Source organism: Paenibacillus sp. RS8 (assembly GCF_041956825.1).
GTDB lineage: Bacteria > Bacillota > Bacilli > Paenibacillales > Paenibacillaceae > Paenibacillus_AQ.
On record NZ_CP168131.1, the window covers coordinates 2,922,748 to 2,944,724 of the forward strand.

At 43.3% G+C, this 21,977-nt stretch carries 22 protein-coding genes and 5 tRNA genes; 23 read left to right on the forward strand and 4 right to left on the reverse strand.

The window, feature by feature from the left end:
• The first annotated feature begins 116 nt into the window (after window positions 1-116).
• Complete coding sequence (locus tag ACDZ28_RS14470; RefSeq protein WP_375105033.1) at window positions 117-6,992, forward strand: S-layer homology domain-containing protein; 6,876 nt, start codon at window positions 117-119, stop codon at window positions 6,990-6,992.
• Window positions 6,993-7,131: 139 nt separating this feature from the next.
• On the opposite strand, the gene ACDZ28_RS14475 is transcribed toward ACDZ28_RS14470, so the two are convergent.
• A complete protein-coding gene (locus ACDZ28_RS14475) occupies window positions 7,132-7,560 on the reverse strand; it encodes an Lrp/AsnC family transcriptional regulator (protein WP_081954235.1) in 429 nt (142 codons plus the stop codon).
• A 129-nt stretch (window positions 7,561-7,689) separates the two neighbouring features.
• On the opposite strand from ACDZ28_RS14475, the gene ACDZ28_RS14480 reads away from it, so the two are divergent.
• From ACDZ28_RS14480 to ACDZ28_RS14570, 19 genes are all read left to right on the forward strand, one after another.
• On the forward strand, window positions 7,690-8,442 hold the full coding sequence (locus ACDZ28_RS14480) for an MBL fold metallo-hydrolase (protein ID WP_375105034.1): 753 nt from the start codon (window positions 7,690-7,692) through the stop codon (window positions 8,440-8,442).
• A 151-nt stretch (window positions 8,443-8,593) separates the two neighbouring features.
• Window positions 8,594-8,669, forward strand: a tRNA-Asn gene (locus tag ACDZ28_RS14485).
• A gap of 7 nt (window positions 8,670-8,676) precedes the next feature.
• A tRNA-Ser gene (locus tag ACDZ28_RS14490) sits at window positions 8,677-8,765 on the forward strand.
• 202 nt (window positions 8,766-8,967) lie between these two features.
• Window positions 8,968-9,417 (forward strand): oxidoreductase, encoded by a 450-nt coding sequence (locus tag ACDZ28_RS14495; RefSeq protein ID WP_375105035.1) that lies wholly within the window; start codon window positions 8,968-8,970, stop codon window positions 9,415-9,417.
• Between the two features lie 23 nt (window positions 9,418-9,440).
• Window positions 9,441-9,866, forward strand: a complete 426-nt coding sequence (locus tag ACDZ28_RS14500; protein WP_339289535.1) for a GNAT family N-acetyltransferase — start codon at window positions 9,441-9,443, stop codon at window positions 9,864-9,866.
• A gap of 47 nt (window positions 9,867-9,913) precedes the next feature.
• A complete protein-coding gene (locus ACDZ28_RS14505) occupies window positions 9,914-10,519 on the forward strand; it encodes a class I SAM-dependent methyltransferase (RefSeq protein ID WP_042124781.1) in 606 nt (201 codons plus the stop codon).
• Between the two features lie 9 nt (window positions 10,520-10,528).
• Window positions 10,529-10,729, forward strand: coding sequence for a hypothetical protein (locus ACDZ28_RS14510; protein ID WP_042124783.1), 201 nt, complete (start codon window positions 10,529-10,531; stop codon window positions 10,727-10,729).
• Between the two features lie 54 nt (window positions 10,730-10,783).
• The gene (locus tag ACDZ28_RS14515) at window positions 10,784-11,242 is read left to right on the forward strand and encodes a DinB family protein (RefSeq protein WP_042124785.1); all 459 of its coding nucleotides are present in this window, start codon (window positions 10,784-10,786) and stop codon (window positions 11,240-11,242) included.
• A gap of 459 nt (window positions 11,243-11,701) precedes the next feature.
• The gene (locus ACDZ28_RS14520) at window positions 11,702-12,529 is read left to right on the forward strand and encodes a branched-chain amino acid ABC transporter permease (RefSeq protein ID WP_375105351.1); all 828 of its coding nucleotides are present in this window, start codon (window positions 11,702-11,704) and stop codon (window positions 12,527-12,529) included.
• 11 nt (window positions 12,530-12,540) lie between these two features.
• Window positions 12,541-13,509 carry a branched-chain amino acid ABC transporter permease gene (locus tag ACDZ28_RS14525; protein ID WP_375105036.1) on the forward strand — a complete coding sequence of 323 codons (969 nt, stop codon included), beginning with the start codon at window positions 12,541-12,543 and terminating at the stop codon, window positions 13,507-13,509.
• Entirely contained in the window at window positions 13,478-14,260 is a 783-nt protein-coding gene (locus tag ACDZ28_RS14530) for an ABC transporter ATP-binding protein (protein WP_081390102.1), read from the forward strand. The genes ACDZ28_RS14525 and ACDZ28_RS14530 overlap by 32 nt, the downstream gene beginning before the upstream one ends.
• Before the next feature lie 6 nt (window positions 14,261-14,266).
• Complete coding sequence (locus ACDZ28_RS14535; RefSeq protein ID WP_076121920.1) at window positions 14,267-14,968, forward strand: ABC transporter ATP-binding protein; 702 nt, start codon at window positions 14,267-14,269, stop codon at window positions 14,966-14,968.
• A 71-nt stretch (window positions 14,969-15,039) separates the two neighbouring features.
• Window positions 15,040-16,230 (forward strand): ABC transporter substrate-binding protein, encoded by a 1,191-nt coding sequence (locus tag ACDZ28_RS14540; RefSeq protein WP_339289539.1) that lies wholly within the window; start codon window positions 15,040-15,042, stop codon window positions 16,228-16,230.
• 164 nt (window positions 16,231-16,394) lie between these two features.
• Window positions 16,395-17,255, forward strand: coding sequence for a PHP domain-containing protein (locus tag ACDZ28_RS14545; protein ID WP_375105037.1), 861 nt, complete (start codon window positions 16,395-16,397; stop codon window positions 17,253-17,255).
• A 5-nt stretch (window positions 17,256-17,260) separates the two neighbouring features.
• Complete coding sequence (locus ACDZ28_RS14550; protein ID WP_375105038.1) at window positions 17,261-17,782, forward strand: GntR family transcriptional regulator; 522 nt, start codon at window positions 17,261-17,263, stop codon at window positions 17,780-17,782.
• Complete coding sequence (locus ACDZ28_RS14555) at window positions 17,691-17,993, forward strand: cation transporter (RefSeq protein WP_375105352.1); 303 nt, start codon at window positions 17,691-17,693, stop codon at window positions 17,991-17,993. Before ACDZ28_RS14550 ends, ACDZ28_RS14555 begins: the two co-directional genes overlap by 92 nt.
• The gene (locus ACDZ28_RS14560; RefSeq protein ID WP_375105039.1) at window positions 17,956-18,399 is read left to right on the forward strand and encodes a hypothetical protein; all 444 of its coding nucleotides are present in this window, start codon (window positions 17,956-17,958) and stop codon (window positions 18,397-18,399) included. The genes ACDZ28_RS14555 and ACDZ28_RS14560 overlap by 38 nt, the downstream gene beginning before the upstream one ends.
• A gap of 84 nt (window positions 18,400-18,483) precedes the next feature.
• Window positions 18,484-18,555, forward strand: a tRNA-Glu gene (locus ACDZ28_RS14565).
• 6 nt (window positions 18,556-18,561) lie between these two features.
• Window positions 18,562-18,644 (forward strand) — tRNA-Leu (locus ACDZ28_RS14570).
• 73 nt (window positions 18,645-18,717) lie between these two features.
• Here ACDZ28_RS14570 and ACDZ28_RS14575 read toward each other — a convergent pair.
• On the reverse strand, window positions 18,718-19,341 hold the full coding sequence (locus ACDZ28_RS14575; protein ID WP_375105040.1) for a hypothetical protein: 624 nt from the start codon (window positions 19,339-19,341) through the stop codon (window positions 18,718-18,720).
• A 212-nt stretch (window positions 19,342-19,553) separates the two neighbouring features.
• On the opposite strand from ACDZ28_RS14575, the gene ACDZ28_RS14580 reads away from it, so the two are divergent.
• Together ACDZ28_RS14580 and ACDZ28_RS14585 are read left to right on the forward strand one after the other, a co-directional pair.
• Window positions 19,554-19,919, forward strand: a complete 366-nt coding sequence (locus ACDZ28_RS14580; protein WP_076118204.1) for a helix-turn-helix domain-containing protein — start codon at window positions 19,554-19,556, stop codon at window positions 19,917-19,919.
• A gap of 82 nt (window positions 19,920-20,001) precedes the next feature.
• A tRNA-Leu gene (locus ACDZ28_RS14585) sits at window positions 20,002-20,084 on the forward strand.
• A 73-nt stretch (window positions 20,085-20,157) separates the two neighbouring features.
• Here the strand turns inward: ACDZ28_RS14585 and ACDZ28_RS14590 are convergent.
• The gene (locus ACDZ28_RS14590) at window positions 20,158-20,661 is read right to left on the reverse strand and encodes a GyrI-like domain-containing protein (RefSeq protein ID WP_375105041.1); all 504 of its coding nucleotides are present in this window, start codon (window positions 20,659-20,661) and stop codon (window positions 20,158-20,160) included.
• Window positions 20,662-20,835: 174 nt separating this feature from the next.
• Complete coding sequence (locus tag ACDZ28_RS14595; RefSeq protein ID WP_042124801.1) at window positions 20,836-21,315, reverse strand: glutathione peroxidase; 480 nt, start codon at window positions 21,313-21,315, stop codon at window positions 20,836-20,838.
• Window positions 21,316-21,653: 338 nt separating this feature from the next.
• On the opposite strand from ACDZ28_RS14595, the gene ACDZ28_RS14600 reads away from it, so the two are divergent.
• Window positions 21,654-21,932 (forward strand): hypothetical protein, encoded by a 279-nt coding sequence (locus ACDZ28_RS14600; RefSeq protein WP_042124803.1) that lies wholly within the window; start codon window positions 21,654-21,656, stop codon window positions 21,930-21,932.
• Window positions 21,933-21,977 lie beyond the last annotated feature (45 nt).

Here is a 21,977-nt window from a genome sequence, read left to right on the forward strand (position 1 = left end):
CCTTTCGGGAGATACGTACAAATACACCTTTTTCTGGATAAAATCACACATCGTTTTGTAAGCGTTACCAACTTAAGATGGAAGGGAAGTCCATATTAGGTAGAGGGGGTACATTTATGAAACGATTCAGGTCCGCGATGGCGGGTCTGCTCGCGATGCTGCTGATTTTCTCAAGCTTGCCTGTGATGGGAATCGGTAGCGGTTCCGTAGGTGCAGAGGGAGTTGGAGGAACAGGCGCAGGGCTAATCCCATCAGGGACAGTACTCATCAAGAATAAGTGGAAAAATAATTTCTTATATGAAACGTCTGATGGTATCGTGCGTTATGGCATGACCAATCCAGCGGACACATCATCGCATTGGACAGTGGAGACGGTAAATGGTCTGTCACGAATTAAGAATGTAAAGACGGGCCACTACATTACAATGGCTGGTAATAACGGCAAAGAGGATACACTTAAGGCGGCGGATCTCCAAGGAGCTGGAAGTGTTACGGATCAATGGCTGATCGATATTTCCAATAGAAACGGATACATGATCATCCGAAGCGCGAGCGTACCTGAGAGTAAGCTGGTTATCCATGAGGAGAATCAGCTTGGTTATGCGCAGGTAAGCTCGGATATCAATATTACGTTTGAGAGTCCGCAGTGGGCTTTTATCGATCCTAACGCAGGAACAGTACCTGTACGGTTGGAAAGCCGGATGCGTCCCGGTCAGGTGATGTATGAGGAAAAAGGAAATGTACTTTACGGTAAACAGCCTTTGAAGAATGAGGCTGCCCAGTGGCTTCTTGAGCCGGGAACGGACGACGGAACACTGATGATTCGAAACCGTGAGACGGGTCATTATATTAAGCAAAATGAAGTGACTTGGGCTGGAGTTTTTTCGCAAGAAATCGATCCGGACAAGGTGACGCTAAGCGAATGGGTGAAGGAAGATGCACCAGGTGCGGATGGAGCGGGTTTTATTACCTTAAGTAATAAAGGATTAACCGACGGAGTTAAACCTTTATGGCTGAATCCTCAGTTTGAGGAAGATAATAACGTGCGCTCTAACAGCTGGCCGGGTGAAGCAACCAATCCTAATGCCCAGTGGAAAATTGTTCCTATTTCCGAGTTGCAGCCGGTACGCTTGGCAACTTATACAGATGCACAAGTAGCTACAGATTTCTTGTATGAATCCGCAAACGGTGCACTTAAGCACGGATTAATTGCTCCAGATACTGCTGATTCATCCGATTATCTATGGTATATAGAGGATTATGACGGCAATAAACGTATCCGTAATGCCGCAACTAATCATTACCTTTCCTATAGTGATGGCACAGCCAAGGCCTTGCAGATCAGTGGTAGCCAACCTTCGGATCAATGGAATTTTAAAGATTCTGATGATTATGATGACTACCAGACGTTAGAAAATTGCGGGAGTAAAGGCATCTATCTATCTACCTTGGGTGGAGACAGTGCAGGAGCAAGTGGGGATGCGACTTCATTAAGCGCCCAGTGGCAGCTTCTAGACCCTAACACACCAACAGATGGCACCATTCCATATTATCGTATTCAAAATGGCTGGAAGTCTTTTTATTGGTATGAATCTGCTGACGGCCTTTTGAAGTACGGAAATATGCAGAAGGATGGCTCTGATCAATGGCTGGTTGAGAAGTACAATGGCCGTAAGCTATTCAAGAATAAGAAAACAGGCCACTATATTAACACGGTGAATATGCCAGATGGCCATATTCAGGTCACCGAGCTACCAGACAGGAATAATGTGCAGCAGGCATACATCTGGACAGGAAAAAATATTGGGAATAGTACCTACGTAATCAGTAGTGTCCTCGACAAGGAACCTAATACATTCCCAGAAAAATTCATCTCACTTCAGAATCTCACTAAATATGCTGAGTATGGTGTGATCAATCCAGGTTGGGGCAGTCCGCAGTGGAGATTTGTTCCTGTCACCGAGAAAAAGCAGGACTTGTTCCGCTTCAAGCTAGACGCTGTAAATGGTGAAGATCAATATCTTAAGGACGGTCCTTTGCTGAGTTCTCCAGATGTACTAGAGAAATTGCTAGAATCTAAGACTGTCACCGAAGCTGTCTATGATTCGCAGGACACTGAAGTAGTGGTGCCGCAGGATAAGACGGAATCTGCAACCGCTGACGCAAAAATGACCCCTCTAGCCGCTGCGAACGAGGATGTAACAGTAGGTCAGGCTACTTATGGTTCACTTGATATGAACGACGATACCTTTGTCTGGCAGCTGCAAGAAATAGCTGGCAGCAATGGATCTGTGAAGATTAAAAATAAAGGTACTGGACGTTATCTCTCCCTGGAGCATATAGGTGGTGCAGTAGATGAGGTTGAGCCTAATGTTGCCGTTCAGACACTGCAAACTGTCTATGATGTATGGGGCAGCATTAAGTGGATTGTGGATATGCAGCCTTCAGGTTTGACTACTTTCAAGAGTGGATGGGCTGGCCACTATATGTATGGGGCTTCCGATGAGAAGGGAAATCCGATTATTAAGATTAGTAAGGCTCCCGATGCAGCGGATAGAAACAGTGCGCATTTTACCGCTGAAGCCGTTGAAGCGATTGCGCCGACGATCCCTGCTTACCCTGTAAGATTTAAGAATGCAAACAGCGGGGAGTATTTATACGAGAATGAGCACGGAGTTGTTCTGTACGGGCAGCCGTCAACAGAGAATGGATTCTCGCATTGGAATATAGCTGTGCAGGACGGCAAACAGACGATTATCAATCGTGCAACTGGACATTTTTTAACATTGAATGGAGATTATTCATACTTGGAGAGCAGTAGCGCAGAACCGGCTATAGACGGAGCATCTGCTTGGGAAGTAAGCTTGGCTTCCGATTATACGCATTACACCATTCGTAGTCTCTATGGAGAATACGACGATGAATTAATAAACATTGCGAATAAGACAGGATATGCTGAACGTGCGCTCCTACTAGAGAGTGACGGCTTAGCTCAATGGACGCTTGAAGCAGCTTCGCAGGAGTTTACTACTCCGTTTGGAGAACTGCGCAATAACAAGACAACAACTCCAGTTCAGAACGATACCAATATTATAACGATCGTGCCGAAAGGGCTAACTGGCAAAGTATTGGCTGAACAAGAAGGGGCGCTCGTATATGCGGAACCTTCCGATAACGCTGCTCACTCCCAGTGGATCGTTCAGGATGTAAATGGACGTAAACGCATAATGAACGTTCAGACCAAACATTATCTTTCTTTAAATGAAGCAGACCAAGCCCTCTTGTTAGCTTCTGGGGAAACTGAACGTTCCAAGTGGACGCTGGAAGAGAAATTAGGCTACAAGCTCCTGCTAAGCGCGGATAAAACAGCCTATCTTACTCACGACGCATCAGCTGTTCAACTTGGCTCTGCTGTGGGAACCGATAGCACTCTTTGGAGCTTCTTGCCCATTCCTACAGATGCAATTTATGCAGGAGGAGAAGCATTCCAAGGCGATCATGTTATGCGGTTTGCAGTCAATGCCCAGCAAGCTGGAGAATACGATGCCGTTGTTCGATACAAGAACACTTCCAGTGATGTAACGGATCTGTTGCTTGAGGTGAACGGCCTGAAGGAATCGGCTAAAGTTAGCTTGGCGAAGTCCTCCTCTTGGACGACTGAACAGGTGAAGCTGAAGCTTCGTGCAGGGATTAATACGGTTTCTCTAAGCAACGGCAACATTGATTGGGGCAAAGTAAGTATTGATAGCCTGACCGTAAAAAATAGCGTAAACAAAGTTTACCGCGGAGCCACAGTTCCTTACATTAGTTATGAAGCTGAAGATGCAGCGACTAACGGAACGCTGATCGGTCCTTCGCGGAAATATCTCACAATGGCTTCAGAGGCTTCTGGACGACAAGCTGTCGCCTTGAAGAATACGGGGGACTATGTAGAGTTCAAGCTTGCAGAAGCAGCTAATTCTATTGTTCTTCGCTATTCCATTCCTGACAGTTCGGATGGTACTGGTGCTGATGAAACTTTGACCCTATATGTAGATGGAGTTAAGAAAAAGCTAAATCTGACATCAAAATACGCTTGGGAATACGGTAGTTACCCATGGTCTAATGATCCTCGTCAAGGTAGTGGACATCGCTTCTTTGATGAAATTCATGCTCTGATTGGGAACGCTCCTGCTGGAGCTACCATTCGTTTAGAGAAGGGAACAGGAGACAATGCCACTTCATACGTCATCGACTTGGTGGATATGGAGCAGGTAGCACCTGAGTTAACACGCCCTGAAGGATTTATTTCCGTAACGGATTTTGGAGCGGTAGCCAATGATGAAGATGATGATACCGCAGCCTTTAAGGCAGCGCTTGCCGAAGCGAAGGCAACAGGTACTGGGGTTTGGTTCCCAGCAGGTACCTTCAATGTCGGAAAGGGTTTGCTGGATCTGGATACGGCTGAAATTCGTGGTGCAGGCATGTGGTATACAGTTCTGAATGGAGCAAAATTTTATGGTCATGGCGGCAAAGTCGGTGTATACGACCTATTAATTGATGGTGGTATAAACGTACGAGATGATGAAGCATTCACCAATGCCTTCCATGGTGCTTTTGGGCAAGGCTCGGTCATTCAGAACGTATGGATTGAACATACCAAAGCAGGCTTGTGGTTAACACAACCTATTGGTGAGAAGGCTCGCACAAATGGTCTGTACATGGCAGGTCTTCGAATCCGTAACCTTATGGCAGATGGAATTAACTTTGCCGTAGGCACGGGCAACAGCATGATGGAACAAAGTGACATCCGTTATCCAGGGGATGATGGTATTGCGATGTGGTCGTTCACAGATGCCAAATTGAATGAAGTGAATGGCGCGGAACGGACACTTAGCTATAACAATACGGCACGCTTTAATAACGTCTCACTGCCATGGTTGGCCGATAACATTGTGGTCTTCGGTGGTAAAGATAACAAAGTTCAAGATAACGTGGTAAAAGATACTGTGACTAACGGAGCCGGGATCGCTGTATCTACCCGTTTCTCCGCAGAGCCGTTCCAAGGAACGACTATCGTTGAGCGGAATACATTACTTCGCACAGGCAGTTATGATTCCGGTTATGGGGTGAATCTCGGTGCATTATGGCTGTACGCTGGTGAGAGTGATCTGAAAGGAAAAGTGTTCATCCGTAACAATACGGCGCTCGACAGCACCTATTCTGGCCTGATTGCCCACGGTAACCTTGAGGGAGAAGCGCTCACGACGATTGATGGAATTATGCTGACGAATAATGTATTAGACGGGGCAGGCACAAGCGGTATAGAAGTTACGAAAAATCTGAAAGGTAACCTGCTCGTCGACAACTTGATTATTCGTGGCGAACGGATGAATCTCCTGACCAATGCATCTCCTGAATTAAGCATCATTGAACAGAACCAAGGAATAGCCACAGCTGTTAAACCGTTCTCCCTCAAGCTTGAAGATGGACAGAGCGGACCTGTTGTACTGGAACAAGGAAAGTCAGCGATCCTTCAGGTGTTTGACAAAGAAGGGGTGGAGATTACTTCACAAGCTACACTTGTGCTGACGAACAGTAATATTGCTACTTTTACAAACGGCAGTCTGCATGGGCTTAAAGCGGGAAGCACAGACTTCACGGTAACTGTTGGCAACGATAAGAGGGTGTATACAGTTGAGGTGGTATTACCTAATGGTGGGACGGATCCTGTGGATCCGACTGAACCAACAAGTACACCTAGTCCAACGAGTACACCAGCTCCAACGAGCACACCAGGTCCAACTATTACTCCTGATCCGGCGGGGTCAGTAAATCCTGTTGCACTTGTCGCTACACCAACGCCAACACCAGCTGCTAATCATGATGCGCAGTTAAAGGCTAAGGCGACTGCTGGGCAGGCTGTGATCGAGATTTCAGCTAATGGAGATGGTACAGCTCGCTTTAGCGCAGAAGCTTTACGCAATGCGGCAGTACTTAGCCCGAATGCGGTGCTTGTTATTGCCAGTGGCGATATGAGCTATCGCTTCCCTCTAGGACTCGTGGAGAGCGTGCTGAAAGCGGCACAAATGCCAGCAGGTACGCTAGAGTTCCAACTAAATCCGCTAAGCGGAAAAGGCTTGGAACAACTGCTTGCCAAGGCTAGGCAACAAGGCTTTACTGTACAAGGAACTCCGGTAAGTATTACCTTAAAGGTTACAGATGGCAAAACCATTGTACCTGCTAATGGATTCGGCACCACCTATGTAGAACGTGCATTTATGATTAAGGAAGCGCTGGATGCGAAGACAGGGGTAGTCCTTATTTATGATGAACAGACAGGTTCCTTCCGTTATGTACCTGCGATGTTCGAACTCGTGGATGGGATGACCAAGGTTACTGTTAAGAGCAGTAGTGCGAGCGGTGTATTCGTCGCAGCACTGCACCCTGTTACATTTGGGGATATTTCTTCACACTGGGCAAAGAATGAGATTGAGATGCTTGCTAGTCGACTGATCTTGACCGGACAATCCGCAGATACATTTGCGCCTCAGGAATCAGTTAGTCGTGCCGAGTTCGCGGCTATGCTGATTCGTTCGTTGGGTCTTGTCGTTGGGAATACAACGAGGACCTTCAGTGATGTGTCCGATTTATCGTGGTATGCAGCGGACGCAAGAGCCGCAGCAGCTCTAGGATTAGTTCAAGGCTATGAGGATGGAACCTTCCGTCCGAATGCTCCTATTACACGGGAGCAAATGGCTGTTATGGCAGCTAGAGCATTGAAGCTGCTGAACCTTGGAGCTGAAGTATCTGGAGCAAACACTGCTACAAATGTTTTCACAGATGCATCTTCTATTTCTTCTTGGGCAACTGAAGCTGTGAATGTCTTAACTGCTAAAGGGATTATGAAAGGCCAATCCGCAGGCAGCTTTGCGCCTGGCAGTGATACTAGCCGTGCAGAAGCAGCTGTAATTCTAGTTCGTTTGCTTAGAACAGCTAAATTATTGAATTAGCTTTGGTAGTAGAAGCTATAACATTTCATATGTAAAAAGACAGCAGAGCAGCGGTTCTCCGATTATTGGAGAATTGTTGCTCTGCGTTTTTGCATATAAGGTCAACTGATTCGATAGCGGCCTCCTACGCGATACAGCCTTATTTCAGCTTTCCCATTGATAGATTGACTCTGTAATTTCCGAACTTCAGCAGCTCGTCGAGAAAGTTATTCAATTCCTCTTGGCTTCCCGTACGAACACGTATCCAATAGCAGCCTTCTCCACTGACGCGATGTATTTCTTTAACGCTGTCATGTTGCTTTGCGAATGTCTGAAAGGCTGGATGGACCGTATTCGAACCCAGAAACACAGTAATAAAGGCATGAATAGTCTCCCCAACCTTATCCGGATTCCAGCGAACGGTGTAACCTTCAATGACTCCTGTGTCCTGCATTTTGCGAATACGCGCGCCCACAGCTTGACCCGTCATATGGACTTGCTGCCCAATGTCTCTGTGACTGATCGTGGAATCTTCAATTAGAAGCTGTAGGATGCGAAAATCCACATCATCTATGGAGTAAGAACTCATCATTATCTAAAATCCTTTCTGCATGAAAGTAGAACAGGCCAATCTCTTTCCAATCTCAATGTATTCTGTTTCAAGGTCCAACTATAATTTATTGTAGCAGAAGAGATCTGAAAGAAAGAAGGGCTTACGATGAAAATACAGCATATTCGCAACGCGACCCTATGGCTGGAGTATGGTGGAAGTACATTTCTGATCGATCCTATGTTGAGTGAGCAGGGTGTTAATCCTCCCATTTTTAATACGGAAAATGATCGTCGGAATCCGCTCGTTCCTTTGCCGGGAGCCATAGAACAATGGCTGAGTCCTAATGTAATTCTTGTCACACATCTTCATCAGGATCATTGGGATGCCGCTGCCATTTCTTTGTTGCCGCATGATCTACCACTATTATGTCAGGAAGGAGACGGAGATAAATTATCGAAGCAGGGGTTTGAGCATACCACGGAAATTAGAGATTCGCTGACGTTTAATGGAATAACTATAACACGTACTGATGGACGACATGGCACTGGAGTGACTGGTAAACTTATGGGTAAGGTATCCGGGTTTGTGTTTCAGGCGGAAGGAGAACCTGTTCTATATGTGGCTGGGGATACAATTTGGTGTGATAAGGTGAAAATGGCATTGGACGTTTTTAAACCTGAGGTGACAGTTGTAAATGCTGGTGGTGCGCAGTTTTTAAGCGGATGCCATATCACAATGAATGAGCAGGATGTCGTAGACTTATGCGAATATGCTCCTTCTTCTAAGGTCATCGCTGTACACATGAACGCCATCAACCATTGCCTAGTTACCCGAGATAAGTTAAAAGCTCACTTGGAGAAGGAGGAGCTACAAGATCGAGTACAGGTTCCGGAAGACGGGGAATGGTGTTACGTATAGACTAGAGGGGGATAGCTCCCTCTTAAATCTATATTGAGGCAGAGTAAGAGGTAAATTTGAAAACGATCACAAAAATTATTTTACCCGCTTGACTAGACCTTGAAATCATGATAAATTAATTCATGTTCACTTCTAAATTTACTTCTAATGTTCCCTGATAGCTCAGTTGGTAGAGCACTCGACTGTTAATCGAGTTGTCACAGGTTCGAGTCCTGTTCGGGGAGCCATTTTTATGGAGAGATACCCAAGTGGCTATAAGGGGACCCTCTGCTAAGGGGTTAGACTGCGTAAGCGGTGCGTGGGTTCGAATCCCACTCTCTCCGTTCTGAATTACATAAGAAGAGCTTCCATTTTGGGGGCTCTTTTTTTGTTGTATAAATTGTCTTTTTTCTAAATTATTAGTGATGATGGTGGCCGGATTCTATATTTGGGAAGGTGAATAGAGTGAGAAAAGCGAATGTTTACTAATAAGCCTAACGAAGTCGATTACATCAGCTAACACAGTAGTTATACTGCGGAGGGAAAATGAAAATTTTAAATCAATTACAAACTAAACTGTCAAGTAGATATGATAGTCTTGATCGTGATCAAGAAGGAAATAAAAATACCAAATTTGCTGACATAATAATTGATGATAGGTCTCTTTACCAAACGCTTAAAAAACATGATATGGTTCCATCGCTCGGGTGGGGTAGTGAAGAGCATCAAAGGAAAATGATTAACTATTTCTTGTTAAACGAAATGCATGAATATTTGTACTATAGGTACCCAATATTAGTCTGTCCCTGGTGTGGCGATGAAGAATGCGGCTTTATATCCGTATTTATTGAAAAAGAAGAGAATCTTATCATATGGAGAGATTTCAAACTGGAACCCAGCAATAAAGCTATTAATGTTGGGCCTTTTTATTTTGAATGGGATGAGTACGAGAAAGTTATAAATGGGACTTTTGGAATTGCGGGGATTCAATGTTAGAGATAAAACATCCGGAGGAACTTATGTCGATTAATCCTAAGATACTTTATAGCTCAAATGAAGAAACAGATTACGTTAGAAAAAAACTTATTGAATTTAATTCTAAACAAGTACCAAATGGCATCTATGAGGAGGTGAATTTATGCTTGAAGGATGATAAAGGAGATATTATTGCCGGTATCAACAGTGCGATATGTTGGAATTGGATGGAGATTGGTATTTTGTGGGTGGATGATAACTATCGTAGTCAAGGTTACGGGAAAAGATTATTGGAAGAAGCAGAGCAAGTTGCTAGAGCGAAAAAATGTACTTTTATCAAATTAGATACATTCAGCTTTCAAGCGCCCGGATTTTATAAGAAGTATGGATATAAAGTGATTGCAACTATCGAAGATGCTCCACTTGGAAGTAAGCATTTTTACTACAAAAAGGATCTTAGCTATGAGTAAGGTGGTTTGAGAAAGGATTAACCTAAACTCAAAGGAGCGAAATAAACATGGAGCTTTTTAAACAAATACCCCTGTACAGATTTTTGGCATTGTGTAATGAAAGTGGTATGGAAAAAACAATATTAGATTGTGGTGCAGGAGGAGATACACCTCCACTAAGTTTGTTTGCGAATTATGGATACGCTACATACGGAATAGAGATGAATGTTGAACAAATGAACAGAGCTAATCAGTTCGCAGCAGAAAGAGGGCAGAATTTAAACATTCATCAGGGTGACATGAGACAGTTGGCATTAAACGATGAGTCGATGAGTTTCGTGTATTCGTATAATTCTATTTTTCATATGAAAAAACAAGATGTGAAAGAAGCAATAAATGAATTGAAACGGGTGCTGAAACCTGGTGGGCTATTGTTCGTTAATTTTTTAACCCTTAAGGATTTTCGAGTCGGTGACGGGGTTGATTTAGGGGAACATCAGTATGAGCAAATGGAAGATGATGAATTAGTGATCCACTCTTATTATGATTATCATGAGGCGGATTCTATGTTTGAGGATATGCAATTAATATACAAAGAAGATCGAGTATTGGAAAGAAAGTTTGAAGGCGAATGGATACGGCAAGGATTTATTGATTACATATATAAAAAATAAGCTCTTGGAATGACAGCTTCGGTTTTTGTAAAGCGAGTTACTAGTAAGTTGAGTTCTAAAGAGGTTGGAACTATTATCTTAAAGCAAAACGAAATTAACATTACTGTCAGAGATGAACTTGGTCATAGTCTATTAGTGGGCGCAGCTGATAGTGAAGAGAAGTTCTTATTGGCAAGTTTGTTACAACATCAAATAAGTCAAATGATGTAATCTTTTTAGAAAGAATTATTCTGGGATTATGATGATAAAAAAGGAGATATGCAAATGAATAACAGATCAGACTTGCTAAATCAGTTTAAGGAATGGAATGGATTTGTTCTAGAAATTATTGATTTAGATTGGAAAACACCCATCGCTGAAGGGAAATGGGCAATTCATGATGTTGTTAGTCATATAATGCTATGGGATAAATACTTTTATGAATCGACAATAGAACCGATAGTGTGCGATAAAGCGATAACACTTCAACTTATTGATTTCGATCTATTTAATAATGATGCTGTTACATATGGTAAGACAAAAACTAAAGACGAAATAATAGAATTGACGATGAAGTATCGTAACTTAATATTAGATTGTATAGGTAGTCTTGAAGAGGAAAAATACTCGGAAAAATATGTTGACGGAAGGTTTTGCTTTGAGTCATATTTAAAGGATTTTATATCACATGACCGACATCATATGATGCAGATTAAAGAATTAGAATTAAAAGAAAAAATGTGAACAGCTTATTCTCCTTCCGTTTATCGGTTGGGAATAAGCTTTTTTTTGTATGTCATAATGAGATAAATGTTATATTATTTCCCATTGAGTTCAGCATTCGAATGAATATCGAACATGGGTCAATTGGTGCCGAACTTCAAAAATCTCTGCTTTCCTCAGTTTTCCTCCTCCTTACACGTTTTTCCGTAGAATCACTCCTTGTTCAATGAAATTATATGTCATGTAATATAACGTAAATATTGAATTTTTTAGTAAATAACACAGTTATCGTTAATCTATTTGTATTTTTATGTTAATATAAGTGACATAAAATAATGAAAATGAATGTAAGCTTAAGAAAGGTGCTTTTTAAAAAGTGAATATAGGAATAGGGGGACGGCGATGGAGTATTTCATTCAACAATTAATTAACGGGATTTCTGTAGGGAGCATCTATGCTCTGATCGCACTAGGGTACACCATGGTTTACGGGATTATTAAATTGATCAATTTTGCTCATGGTGATGTGTTTATGGTGGGGTCGTTTATCGGATTGTTCAGCGCTAGGTATCTGGCTACGGCAGGGCTGCCTCCAATCCTGGTCTTACTTATTTCATTGGTGATCTCTATGACCATCAGTGCGTTACTGGGGATGTCGATCGAACGGCTAGCCTACAAACCTCTACGAAAAGCCTCGCGGATCGCTGTACTTATTACTGCAATCGGCGTTTCTTTTTTTCTGGAATACACAGGTGTATTTGTTCTCGGGCCTCAGGCTAAAGGCTTTCCAGAGATACTTAATAAGCAGCAATACACCTTGTTTGGTTCTTCGATTCAGGTAGACTCCAACCAAATTATGATCTTGGGAACGACGGTTGTTTTGATGATCATTCTCCAGTATATTGTGCACCGAACCAAGATCGGTAAAGCGATGCGGGCTGTTTCTTTTGATATGGAAGCTGCACGCCTGATGGGGATTAATGTGGATCGGACGATTTCAGCTACTTTTGCTATAGGATCTGCACTTGCGGCAGCGGCGGGCGTTATTTTTGGAATGACTTACAATTCGGTTGACCCGATGATGGGTGTGCTCCCAGGACTCAAAGCTTTCGTGGCTGCTGTGCTTGGTGGCATTGGCAGCATTCCCGGCGCTTTGGTGGGTGGGCTTCTGCTGGGTACAGTTGAGACAGAGGTTTCTTCTCTGGGGTATTCTTCGTGGCGTGATGGTGTGGCCTTTGCTGTACTCATCCTAATCCTTATCTTTAAACCGTCCGGGCTGTTTGGTAAAAATGTCCGTGAGAAAGTGTAGGGAGATGCCGTATGAAGAAGATAAACAAGTCATTTTGGATCGGCATCGTCTTAGCTATTGTCCTATATGTCATCATTAAAGTTCTTCTAACAACGGGAATATTTGATGATGTTATGGAGTCTACGCTAATTCTGATTTGTATAAATGTCATGCTGGCGGTGTCTTTGAATCTGATTAACGGGATAACAGGGCAATTCTCAATCGGGCATGCTGGGTTTATGTCCATTGGTGCGTATGTTTCTTCTATTCTAACTCTGAATTTTGACATGCCTTTCGTACTGGCGTTAGTAATCTCTGGTCTGGTGGCTGCATTCTTTGGTGTGCTTATTGGGATTCCGACCTTACGGCTAAATGGAGATTATCTGGCCATTGCTACGCTGGGATTTGGAGAGATTATTCGGATTGTCCTGCTCAATACAGAATATGTGGGCGGAGCTTCAGGTCTAAGCGGCATCCCCAATCAAACGACTTGGACGATTATGTTTCTGTTCACACTGGTCACGGTTGTTGTGATCAATAACTTTATACGTTCCACTCACGGCCGAGCTTGTACAGCGATTCGGGAGAATGAAATTGCTGCTGAAGCGATGGGGATTAATACGACTTTGTACAAAGTCATTGCTTTTTCACTCGGTGCATTATTTGCGGGGATAGCTGGTGGTCTCTCTGCTCATAAGTTCTACGTCATCAATCCTGGTAGCTTTAATTTTCTAAAATCATTCGAAATTCTAGTCATGGTTGTGTTAGGTGGACTAGGAAGTACAAGCGGTGCCATCGTGGGTGCGATTGTGCTGACAGTGCTCTTTACGGTGCTTCAGGAGTATCCGGAGCTGCGGATGATTATTTACTCGGCGATTCTAATTCTGATGATGATTTTTCGGCCTAAGGGGCTGCTTGGCAGCACGGGTTTTTCTTTCTTGAAATTGTCTAAAAAGGAGGTCAAGCCAAGTGACAGCATTAACAGCGGAAGTGCTTCTTGATGTTCAACAGGCGAGTCGTGCATTTGGGGGACTTAAGGCGCTGAATGAAGTAACCCTCCACATTAATAAAGGTGAGTTGATTGGACTTATTGGACCTAATGGGGCGGGGAAAACAACTCTTTTTAATCTGTTGACGGGGGTATATCCGCCTTCCAGTGGTAACATTACTCTGAGCAATCAGGCTGTAGGTGGGATGAAGCCTTATCGTATTAATCGAAAAGGGGCTGCGCGGACATTTCAGAATATTCGGCTATTTACCGCTATGACGGTTCTCGATAATGTTAAGATCGCGTTTCACCAGCATGCCAGACATTCAATCTTTACCTCTATGCTCCGGTTGCCTAAGCATTTTACTGAGGAGAACAAAATTACACAGAAGGCTATGGACATTCTCAAAATCTTTAATCTAGCTGATCAATGTGATGAATGTGCCGGGAATCTTAGTTACGGAAATCAGCGGCGACTGGAAATTGCGCGTGCGCTTGCAGCGGGGCCTAAGCTTTTGCTATTGGATGAACCTGCGGCAGGGATGAACCCGAACGAAACCAAAGAGCTAATGAATCTGATTGCTTGGATCCGTGAGTCCTTTGATCTGTCGATCTTGCTTATCGAGCATGATATGTCCCTTGTAATGGGAGTGTGTGACCGGATTTATGTGCTTGATCGCGGAATGCTGATTGCTGAGGGTACACCGCTACAAATACGGAATCATCCAAAAGTCATCGAAGCCTATCTAGGACAGGAGGCGTAGTGGACCATGCTTAGTATACAAGAAATTAATGTGTATTATGGGGCCATCCATGCCTTGAAGGATTTAAGTATGCATGTAAAAGAAGGCGAGATTGTAACTCTAATTGGAGCTAATGGAGCAGGAAAGTCTACATTGCTCAAGACCCTCTCAGGATTGCTGAAACCGAAGACAGGTACTATAGATTTCCTTGGAAAATCGATTGCGAATCAGAGTGTGCAGTCCATCGTAAAACAGGGGCTTATTCATTGTCCGGAAGGCAGGCGTGTATTTGCTAATATGTCGGTGGAAGAAAATCTGGAGTTAGGCGCTTTTTTACAAGATTCGGGCAGCTTAGCTGCTGACTTTGCCAAGGTCTACTCCACCTTCCCGCGTCTTTTAGAGAGGAAAAAACAGCTTGCCGGCACCTTGTCTGGCGGGGAGCAGCAGATGCTCGCTATGGGGCGTGCAATGATGGGGCATCCCAAGCTATTGCTGCTAGACGAACCTTCCATGGGGCTGGCTCCATTGCTCGTTCAGGATATTTTTCGGATCATCCAAGAAGTGAATGCCTCTGGAACGACAGTACTTCTTGTAGAACAAAATGCGCATCAGGCACTTAAGATTGCTCATCGAGCTTATGTGCTCGAAACAGGCAGAGTGGTGCTTGAGGGAGATGCCAAGGAATTGGCAGACTCGGAAGAGATCAGAATGGCTTATCTGGGACATTAATTCATCGGCTAGTTCACAACAGCATCACAGAAAGAACCTATAAATCATTTATTTTGGGAGGCTGGAAGAGGATGAAGAAAATCGGGGCCATATTGATGACTGTGTTATTGGCTGGTGGATTGCTGGCAGGCTGTGGGAACAAGACAGACGACACTACCGCTGAGGGCGAGAATGCTGGTGGAGGGACCATCAAGATTGGAGCAGACCTTGAGCTTACAGGCGGCCAGGCTTCCTTCGGTGATTCTGCACTTAAAGGGGCAAAGCTGGCGGTAAAAGAAATTAATGATGCTGGTGGAGTGCTCGGCAAAAAACTTGAATTGATTGAAGCGGATAATGCATCTAAGTCGGAAGAGGCGACACGCGCAGCGCAAAAGCTAATTACTACCAATAAAGTTGTAGCTATTATCGGTGCAACTACATCTACGAATACACTAGGGATTGTTCCCGTTGCTCAAGAAAAAGGCATTCCTCTGGTCAGCTCCTCAGCCACTAACCCCAAAGTAACTGTTGATGAACGTACTGGTGACTTGAATGAATGGGTATTCCGCGCCTCTTTTATTGATCCTTTTCAAGGAGAAGTAATGGCGAACTTCGCCAAGGATACACTTAAAGCGAAAACAGCAGTTATTTATACAGATGCTTCTAGTGATTATTCCAAAGGGCTGCAAACCTTTTTTAAAGCTACTTTTACTAAAAATGGCGGCTCTATCTTAAGCGAAGAATCCTATCAACAAAAAGATTCTGATTTTAAAGCCGTGTTAACACGTATTAAAGAAGCTAATCCTGATGTGATTTATCTCCCGGGCTATTATGAAGAGGTCGGCAAAATCGTAAAACAAGCTCGTGAGATGGGCATCACTGTTCCGTTTATGGGCGGGGATGGCTGGGATTCACCACAGCTGGCTGAGATTGCCGGCGCTGAGGCGCTCAATAATACGTATATGTCCAATCACTATTCACCTGAAGATAGCTCGCCTGAAGTGAAATCGTTCGTAGATGCCTTCAAGGCTGCTAACGGTGATCTTGTTCCAGATGGGATGGCTGCGCTTGGATATGATGCTGTGAAGCTAGTAGCGGATGCTATTAAACGTGCGGACTCCACGGACCCTGAGAAGCTGAAGGAGGCACTCGCTGGGACGAAGGATTTACAACTGGCTACGGGTAAGATCACAATGAATGAAACGCATGACCCGGTAAAAGCAGCGGTGGTGCTAAAATTTGTAGATGGAGTACAAACCTTCGAAGCGAAGGTTAATCCATAAGTTCAGAGGAAAACAAAAGAGCAAACCCAGATCATCACACTGGGTTTGCTCTTTTTTTATATCTAAATTATTACAATTTTTAACGTTCCGCTTACATTGCCATGACCCTTGCTACTTGGCATCAAGTTAGAATGGGCTCAAGAAGTAAATTGAAGGAGGAAGCTATGAAAATTGAGCTGCACTGTCATACGAAAATGTCGGATGGTTCACTTCATTTTACAGAGCTGCTGGAGCTTGCTGTACAAGAACAAATCGGGCACTTGGCAGTTACCAATCATGATACAACACAGGGGCTAGCTGAGATGGACGAGATGTGCAGAGAGCGTGGCATCGAATTTATCCCTGGCATTGAGATATCAGGCTATGATACGCAGCGCCAACGTCGGATTCATATTCTTGGCTATTTTATCGAAGAGGATCATGAAGCCATTAATGCTTTATGTAGTCCTCTACTTTTACGGCGTCATGAAGGCTGTTGCTTGGCAACTAAGCGGTTAATCGAAGCTGGCTATAACATTCGCTGGGAGGATGTCCTGAGCTACGCCGAAGGCGGAACGGGAGTATATAAGCAGCATATTATGCATGCGCTAATTGATCAAGGCTATACGGATCGGATCTATGGCGACTTATATAAAAAGCTTTTCTCACGAGGGCAGCGAGGGGAACAACCTGGCATTGCTTATATTCCGATAGAATATGTCGATGCGAAAGATGCAGTTCGGACCATTATTCTGGCTGGTGGTGTTCCTGTGCTAGCACATCCGGGGCAATTCCAGAGCTTTGAGGCTGTAGATGAACTTGTGGAGGTTGGTTTACAAGGCATTGAGGTATGGCATCCATTGCATAGAGAAGAAGATGAGCTTCGGGCACGGGAATTGGCACTTAAATATAATCTGATCATGACCGGAGGTTCAGATTTTCATGGCTTCTATGGTGAAAGTCCTATAACACTTGGCAGTAAAAGTCCTGATGCTGCAGTTGTAGGTGCACTGAAGGAACGTAAGCAATTGCTGCTATGGGGGTGATCAGAATGTCTGAAGAAATGGATATTATGGATCATTTGAACGCCTCTATTCAGTCAGGCGAGTATGTGTCTGACGATAAATTGCCATCGGAGCATGAGCTTGCAGAGCGGTTCAAGGTTCCGCGTATGACCGCTCGGAAAGCATATGAACGCCTGCAGGAGCTGGGGCTTATTTATTCCATGCAGGGGAAGGGAAGCTTTGTTCGGGATAGAAAACTGCGCATTCCGCTCGCCCTCTCAGCTGGAAAAAGCTTCAGTAAGAAGATGATCGAACTCGGATTCAATTATGAATCCGTGAATATATTCGTTAGAGCCTCAAGGGCTCTTTTTTTGTTAGTTAGTGGGAGTGAGGAATATGGATCAAAGAAAAATAGAACGTTCAATCAAGTATGCAAAAATATCGTTTTATATGAACATTGTTATGGCCGTTGGAAAAATGATTGTAGGGCTCTATACTGCCTCAATCTTCTTATGTATATATGCTTTGTACAATGTAGGGTTAGCCTTAGCGAAGGCAACTGCGGTTAAAAGGCATCTTAAGGGGAAGCGGCCGCCTGACGAAACACATCCGTATGGGTACGGCAGAGAAGAATATAAGAGCTACTTCAGGGTTGGAGTCATCTTGACTACGTCTAGCATAGTTTTTATCATTTATTGCGTGCGGTTATTTCTGTACGGCGGTGCATGGATCGATTGTTACAATGAGAAAAGGAAAAGCGCCGGCAGTTTCGGCAATTAAACTATCCAATCTAGCAGCCTCCTTGATATCCCTCGTTCTTACGCAGACCGCTATACTTTCGTTTACACATCAAGGGGATATGTCTTATTATAACGGCCTGGCAGGACTGATCTTCGGTGGGCTTGCTGCGTTGATCGGCGTTGGTATGATGCTACATATGCATCGCGTACTGAATGGTAAGCACTATCCTTCTATTAGGAGAAAGCTATCCAAGACTGTAATATCTTGTGGCGCAAATCTTTCTATTGAACCTATCCGTTATGAGGACCATGGCTCCAGAAGAAAGCTTCTTTATGTCTATGAGATATACAGCGATTCAAGGGAACAATATGAGTGGGTCAAGGTCAGAATTAGATCTGATTGGGATATAGAGATGATTGAAGTATCTAAGAATGCTATGGGCTGAAAAATGGATGAAAAAAAGTGCTTGCCATGTCTCTATATTTCTGGTATCATAATTTTTGTTGTCACGTTAAGACAACCTTGCTAAGGCCCGTTGGTCAAGGGGTTAAGACACCTCCCTTTCACGGAGGTAACATGGGTTCGAATCCCATACGGGTCATATTATGCGGTAGTGGTGGAATGGCAGACACGCTATCTTGAGGGGGTAGTGGGTGTATACCCGTGGAGGTTCGAGTCCTCTCTACCGCATACAAATAAAAGTAAGAAATCCTTTGCTTCGCAGAGGTTTTCTTACTTTTTTTTATAAGATTAGATAAACTGATTAGTTCTTAAAGGCTCTGGCATATTGGGGATAAAGCTGTCTGACACAGTCTGGGCAGATATCATGGGTGAATTGGAGAGCAAGCTGTTGCTTTAAAAAATGTTCAATAGTGATCCATTCATCCTTAGAATTTCGAATAGATTTGCAGGAAGCGCAGATAGGGATTAACTCATGTGTTGACTGGCATGTCGAACAGAGGCTGGTGATTCCTGACAGCTGAGTTCCTTCTATAAAAGCGCCCAAATCATATAGAGAAATAATAAAAGCATTTTCTAAATAATCATCTGAAAGAAGAGGATAGAGCTCCAAACGAAAAATCCGGCTCCCTTTATTGATAGGTTGTATGGAGAATTCAGCAGTATAAACCTGGTGTTCTCTGCTGAGTATGATTGTCACCGACTCACAAAGCTTGGCCCATTGTTCGGAATCGACAATCACATCTTGCATAAGCTCCGAATAATAAGCTCCAATCCATTTGTTATGGGGGGAGAGGCCGTATTCATGACTAAATACCTTCCACTTCCGATTGGTGAACTGGATAACTCCTTGATTGTTGATGACCACTGCATTGTGGGGGAGGCGTTCAAGTGAATGGATAATGGAAGATGATAAGCACTTTGACAAAAGTAACCGCTCCCTCCTAGAGATCCTTCAAGATGATAAGATAATAAAGGGAGTTACTTGTCACCTGAGTCGCCTCTTATCGTCATTCTAGCCATATGATATAATCGGATAATACATAATAGCACCAATTATATACTTTTTTACGTTATTTTACAATACGAATCACTTAAATAAGTCTTTTTTTATTTTTTTTTGTGAAAGGCGGTTCACTGATGCAGACCATTTACGAACGTATAGAGTACTTAATTAAGCAAGAAGGTCTGACCAAGAAATCGTTCTGTGAGCAGTTAAACATTAGCACAGGGAATATGGGCGATTGGAAGCGGGGGAAGTCTACTCCGGGAACACATAAATTGATTGAGATCGGTGCTTTTTTTCATGTGAGTCTGGATTGGCTTATCTTAGGCAGAAACACACCTGAGATATTGAAAGAGAGCAGTGCGACCTATGATTTCGAAGAAGCGAAGACAAGTGAAGGTCGAGTGGATGAATTGCTTCCAGAAGAAAAGGAATTCATTAAAGAATACATAGCTTTCGCTGAGTATCGCAAGCAGAAATTGGTAGATGAAAATTCTTGAATCAACGCCTTTACATTTTGGAAAAGTACATTTATAATAATGAATGTTGACCTCAAACAAAGTTCTATGTTTAACACACCGCGCGGTAGTGGTGGAATGGCAGACACGCTATCTTGAGGGGGTAGTGGGTGTATACCCGTGGAGGTTCGAGTCCTCTCTACCGCATATAGATTGACGAAAGAAGCCTTGCGACGCAAGGCTTCTTTTTTTTGTGCTTAATCAAGCATTGGGGAAAGCACTACTTTTTCTTAATAGGGACGCATAAATGGGCTTCGAATCGTTCATCATCTGGTCCGGAATTTTCTGTATATTGAATGAAAAAGACACCATCCGGATTGAACATATATTCGGAATGCGGCAGCCATTCATTATGTATGTGATTCCAAGTGTTCTGAAAAGCCGAGTGAGGCACCCCGTTTGCTGTAAATATGGCATAGGTTGATGCAGGGAAGGTCTTCTGCACAAGCCCTTCAGGAATGAAATCTAGCTTTACTTCGACCGCAAGGAAGAACTCATGATCCCAAGCAGCTTGTTCCCACAATCGGGGGACAGATGTACGATTCTGAAATAGACCCAGATAACAACCGCTGTCTTGAACTTTTGAGGGGATGGAGTCAAATTTCGCATCAATATCTAACTCACCAAAAACAAATTCCCAAAGATTCGGATAAGGCTCTCCAGAGGCATTAACATTTGTCCAACCGATAACCTGTAGTTCTGGCAAATCACGCAGTTTAACCATCGCTTGCCCCTCCCAGTAATTTTCTTCATCAATAATATAAATTATTCCAAAGGGGTTAGGAGGGGGATTTATCACAATATCATGTTTAAAGACAAAAAGGATACTGACCGCATATCAGCTAGTGGACTGAGTGATGTGGCCGGTATCCTTTTTCGGAATTTTTTCTTAAACGGATTATTTCAAAAGCTTGGAGATATAAGATTCGATCTGCTGAGGAGTAGTTTTAGGAGCAAAACGCTTAAGGACACGGCCTTCTTGATCCACCAGGAATTTCGTGAAGTTCCATTTCACGCTTTTTGAGCCTAGAACACCAGGTGCTTCCTTAGATAAGTATTTGAATAAGGGATGTGCTTCGTCGCCTTTTACATCAATCTTCTCGAACATGGGGAAGGTTACTCCATAATTAATCTCGCAGTATTCTGCAATTTCATCACTTTCACCAGGCTCTTGGCCGGCAAACTGATTGCTTGGGAAACCTAACACTTCGAATCCACGATCCTTAAATTTCTCGTACACTTCCTGAAGCCCTTTATACTGAGGCGTAAATCCACATTTGCTAGCTGTATTCACAACAAGGAGCACTTTGCCTTTGTACTTGGACAATGATTCTTCTGCACCCCGAAGAGTGTTGACTTCAAAATCATATATACTCATGGATGCCACCTCCTTTTTAATTCCTATTTTGATTTATCACAATTTAATTGTACACCATTTATGAGAGAGAGCCAAATAAGAATGTTCTATGAATCATTAACGCCCGTTCGCTTTATCAAATCATTGTGAAATTAATGATCATAAATTAAATGTATCTGTATATATTTTATGGAAATAATGACTGAATAAAGGCGTTGATCATAAAAGAGTAATAAATAGCCTCCGTGTTAGGCGTCTTTGGTTGACATCACCCTTAAAATTCTTTAATATGTCTAAGTATCTGAGAATATGTTGCGTGTGCAATTTACAACCAAAAATTTAAATAATGGGTGATGAAGATGTCTTACAGACCGAATATTACGAATGTGACCAAAGCCAGCAGCAACGATAAGGAAGGATTGTACGAGTTCATTATCAAGCTTGCTGATGGAACGGAGTGCCGTGCGTTTTATAATCGGTTTCCGGAATGGAAAATGACGAACATCAGCCGCCTGCTTAAAACTCCATGTCCAATTTGCCGCAAAGATTTCATCTGTAAATGCATGGAGGCATTCACTGCTGATTTCGAAGGACAAATGATCGGCGATCAATGGATTGAAAAGGCAATTGCTGAATAATTAAAGAACGGTACATGTTGGCGCGGGATTTCTATCCCGCGTTTT